At 32.0% G+C, this 4712-nt stretch carries 4 protein-coding genes; 2 read left to right on the top strand and 2 right to left on the bottom strand.

Features of this window, described 5'->3' with window-relative positions:
• Window positions 1-105 precede the first annotated feature (105 nt).
• Window positions 106-1371 carry an APC family permease gene (locus CN514_RS19905; protein WP_098234079.1) on the bottom strand — a complete coding sequence of 422 codons (1266 nt, stop codon included), beginning with the start codon at window positions 1369-1371 and terminating at the stop codon, window positions 106-108.
• Between the two features lie 131 nt (window positions 1372-1502).
• On the opposite strand from CN514_RS19905, the gene CN514_RS19900 reads away from it, so the two are divergent.
• Complete coding sequence (locus CN514_RS19900; protein ID WP_098234078.1) at window positions 1503-2402, top strand: LysR family transcriptional regulator; 900 nt, start codon at window positions 1503-1505, stop codon at window positions 2400-2402.
• A 425-nt stretch (window positions 2403-2827) separates the two neighbouring features.
• Here CN514_RS19900 and CN514_RS19895 read toward each other — a convergent pair whose 3' ends face one another.
• Window positions 2828-3787: a LacI family DNA-binding transcriptional regulator gene (locus CN514_RS19895; protein ID WP_098234077.1), complete on the bottom strand. Its 960-nt coding sequence runs from the start codon at window positions 3785-3787 to the stop codon at window positions 2828-2830.
• A 338-nt stretch (window positions 3788-4125) separates the two neighbouring features.
• Between CN514_RS19895 and CN514_RS19890 the strand changes: the two genes are divergently transcribed.
• Entirely contained in the window at window positions 4126-4305 is a 180-nt protein-coding gene (locus tag CN514_RS19890; protein WP_056471502.1) for an H-type small acid-soluble spore protein, read from the top strand.
• Window positions 4306-4712 lie beyond the last annotated feature (407 nt).

Here is a 4712-nt window from a genome sequence, read left to right as displayed (position 1 = left end):
TTCATCATTAAATAAATGTTTCATTCAATGTCATTTTTCCCTATTGACCATTTTATATTTCAACACTCTGAAACTTCTTTTAATAGAAGTTTCCTTTCTAATCCATTATCCATTTCCTATTTGTAGAATTTTTTCATGTTGTTTTGAATCTCTTTTTTGTAGCCAAATAAAGTACACTGAGACTAATATGATCAATATTAAAATGACCGGTGAAGAAAATAAAAGTATTCCTAAAAAGCAAATTGCTAGAATACATGAACCAATTTTAAAAAATCCGGAATCAAATAATCGCAAACATGCCAATACTCCTAGTAAAGCGTTGCATAGGAAGAATGCATTTGCAATTGCTACAAGTGTTTGAATGCTTAGGAAGTCATTAAAATAAAGAATAAATACAATTATGTGAATGCAAAACAAACTAAATAACGATCGAGTTGCTACATTATTTTTATTTTTAAAAGAGAGCCATGAAGGTAGTAAACCGTTTTTGGCTTGATCGGCGATTAGTCGTGATACTGCTCCTATTACTAGGAGAACCGTACTAATACAAAGAGCAATTGTAATTGATGAAATAATAGGAGTTGACCAACTTCCAAATAAACTCTGAAGTAACGGTGCTAATGATTGATCCATCATATTTCCATTTTTTGAATGAATCCACTGGAAAGCAAATGCAACGGTTAAACTTACTATTGCTATAATCGAGAAACTTAAGACTACTGCTCTAGGAATTGTTCGTTCTGGCGTTTTTACTTCTAAAGAATAGCTACCGATGACCTCCCACCCGATTAAAGCCCAAAATAATAAAAGTAAACTTTCTCCAAAATCAGAAACAGTAATCGGATTCGATAAAGTAAAGCTCCCGTCAACTGTAAATAATGTATGAATACTGCCAACTATAAGTGTCACTACAATGAAACTAGACATAAAAAAGGCAAATTTTCCAACATCGGCAATGCTTCTAGTTAAAATCATATAAACAAAACATAGTATTCCTAAAGCTAGCCACTTTTCATTGAAGAAACTTTGATTCGTCAGTAGTTGCAAGTAATGCCCTGCCGTACCTGTAACTGCAATTGGTCCAAAACAAACTGCAAGTAAAAAGAAAATAGCTGAAAGGTTTTTTATTTGTGTACCAAATGCACGTTCAACTGCTAATGGCACTCCAGAATCCCCTGGAATCAACAAACTTAGCTTACCAAACATTAGTGCAAATATTAAACTTAAACCAAGCATAAGAACCCAAGCAAAAATAGCATAATTACCAGCAGTTTCATACACTGCAGGTGGTAAAATAATAATTCCCGAACCTAAAATAGGTCCAATCATTAACCCGCTGAGTAAAAGAAAACCAATTTTTCGGTTCCTCATTAATATCCCTCCAATAGTTATTGAAACAAATTGTAATATCGTATACTTTAATTATATGAACCGATCTAACATCGGTAAAATGAATAGTTATGATATAAACCATCGGAAAATCCGATACTTAGGAGGCTATTATGGAAATCCGTCATTTAATTACATTTAAGTCAATTGTGGATATGGGCGGGTTCTCTAGAGCTGCGGTCCATCTCGGATATGCACAATCTACAATTACTGCACATATACAAGCACTTGAGCAAGAGTTAGGGGTACCTTTATTTGACCGTATAGGTAAAAAGGTCCATCTGACTGAGGTCGGTGAGAACTTTTTAGTTCACGCAATCGAAATGATTCAGCTCTATACAAAAGCAAAAGATGTATTCCAAATGGAAAATGAAGAAGTATCCACGTTAAAAATTGGCGCTCCTGAATCTTTAACAATCTATCGTCTTCCACAAATTATCCAAGCATTTCGATCACAAAACCCGAAAGTAAATATTATGATGAAATCTGGTTCATGTTGGGAATTACAAGATGAATTACGTCGAGGAGATCTGGATATTGGTTTCTTCCTACAGGCTCCATTAACTGATTCAGATTTGTATACGGAAACATTAATTGAAGAACCACTTGTCATTTTGCTACCTCCAACTTCTGATACTAGAACACTTTCAACGTTTACACTAAATGCGAATGAAAATATAATTCTTACAGAACAAGGTAGTTATCGTGATTATTTTGAAGCATTTTTAAGAGGCAAAGGAATCGCAACTGAGACTGGAATGGAATTTTGGAGTGTTGAGGCAATTAAACAATGTGTTATGTGTGGACTTGGTATATCCATACTCCCACTCGTGGCAGTTCAAAATGAAATGCAACAACAAAAACTAAAAGTCATACATTGGGATACAAATTTAGGAAGTGTATCTACGATCATGTCTTGGCATAAAAACAGATGGCAATCACGTGCTGCTAGAAAATTTATGGAAGTTGTTAGGGAACAGTCATCTTTATGGAATCAGTCTATCAAAAGCTAGTTTTATATTAGTTTTTACTTTGGAGTTATAGTCCGAACATATAGTTTAACTTTATTGAATAAATTTTTTTGAAAAATATTCTGGACTAATCCTTGAAAATTTATTGTGTATTAATATGGTGTTAGTGGATTTTGTTTAGTTTTGGTTGTTTCTCAGTAGTTTATTATTATTTCTTCTATTTTTTTGATGGATTTACTCTATACCATCATGTTTCGAGACTTTATTTGCAGTTATGCTGATTTTTATTGCAGATACCACTTTTTTATTTGCAGATTGTGCTTTTTTATTTGAACTTCCTCTGATTTATTTGCAGTTCCAGCTTTTTTATTTGCACTTCACCAGATTTAGTTGCAGTTCCGGCTTTTTTATTTGCACTTCACCATTCAACGACATGAAAAAAAGCTAGTTCCTAACTAGCTTTTTTATTATACAGTCTGCCGCTCGATTAATTTAAACGCAATTTCTTCTTGTGTAATTTCAGAATTAATCGCTTGAATAAAAAGTTTCCTACCCACTTCCCTTAATGGAATTTCGACAGTTGTTAACTTCATTACTTTTGCAATAGGTTGATTATCGAATCCTATTATCGCTAAATCTTGAGGAATAGCTATCCTATGATCATTACAGCATGTTTGTACACCCGCAGCTACTTGATCACTTGTTACTAACAAAGCTGTTGGTCTCTCTTGTAAATTTAACAAAGATTGGACAACTCTTTCACCATCTTCGAAATAATAACAATTGCCAAATACGAAGTCGCTAATTATTGGCTCATTATATTTCTTATGAAAATCAATATAGGCAGCCTCTCTTTGCTTACTATTCATGCCTGTTCTACGACCAATACAATAACCGATTTTTTGATGGCCTTTTTTATATAAATATTCTAATGCAATCATGAAGCTATTGTAATGATCAATAAAGGTTGAAGAAACTTCTGTATTTCTCGTATCTTCAAATAATATGATCTGTCCATATTGCTTATACTCTTCAATCATTTCAATCGAACAAATTCTAGAACAAATAATGAGTGAGTCTATTTGTTTGTGCTGTAGCATCTCTAATGCTTCTATTTCTCTCTTCTCTTCATAATTTGATTGAAATAGTACGAGCTTATAATTATTTTTTATCGCCTCATTTGCGATTCCATCAATTAGCAATCCAAAGTACGGATGATGCGAGAACGGAATAACAACACCAATTAGATTCGTTTTTCCTTTACTTAAATTGACTGCATTTTGATTTCGTTGGTAATTAGTTAGCTTAATTGCATTTAAGACTGCTTTTCTTTTTTCCTCACTAACATATGGTTCATCATTTAAAACTCGTGAGACTGTTGTAACCGAAACGCCGGCAATCCTCGCAATTTCTTTAATATTAGACATTTTCTCACCTTTTCTAAACTTTTTCTTGCTCTGAAACTAGTTCCATACTTTACGCTGTTCTCATCATAAAAAGGAGGTACGAATATGCAAATACTTTTTGGTTTACTTTGTTTACTATTTATGAGTAGTTCAATTTTATTTTTCGCTTTCTTTGCTATCATACAACAAGAAAAAAAACGAGTTAAGTAATTCAGGGCAAAACTTAAAACAATTGCTCCAACAATTTCCCTCCCTGTCCTATATTACATAATCCTTTAAAAAAGCTCCTATTTTTCATGAATACTCTAACTTTGCTTTGTAAATAATAAAATAGGTTAGTTATTAAAGGAGGTATTATGATGGATACTGAAAGAGCATTAGAAATTGTAGCTGCACCTGGTATGATTAATGTAACTTGCGATGGAGTACCTGTTTATATTCAGCATGTTAATAAAAATGAGGGGACAGCTAGAATTTATCCTCTTGATCAACCACAAAATGATAAAGAAGTTTCACTAAGTCACTTAAAAGAACATTAAATGATAAAAAAGACCCAAAAATAAACCTCTAATAAGGAGGTTTATTTCATTTTTGAAGAAAAAACACAAAAATTTAATTATTTAGTTTGATTACAATTGCAACCTTAAGAAATATGAAGTTTCTAGAGATTCGTTGTTACTTATGGTACAAACGCCATTTAGTTCATTTTAACTGAATAAATAGGTACTCAGTAATATGTCGAATTTACTACATAATTTTAAAAAAATTGAAAAAAAAGTCGAAAATTTCTTTGAATATTTTTATAAGTGTGTTATCATAAAAATCACTTAAACAAGACAATAGATCAAATTACTTCGCAGCTAATTGTCAGAATTTTCTATTTTTTAAGGTAAAATTAGAAAATAATAAACTTTCTAAATAGAAGATTAAAAAACTAATAAAATAG

Source organism: Bacillus sp. AFS001701 (assembly GCF_002559405.1).
Taxonomy (GTDB): Bacteria; Bacillota; Bacilli; order Bacillales; family Bacillaceae_G; genus Gottfriedia.
Note: the sequence above shows the minus strand (reverse complement) of the source record. Positions and strands in the feature narration are given on the sequence as shown.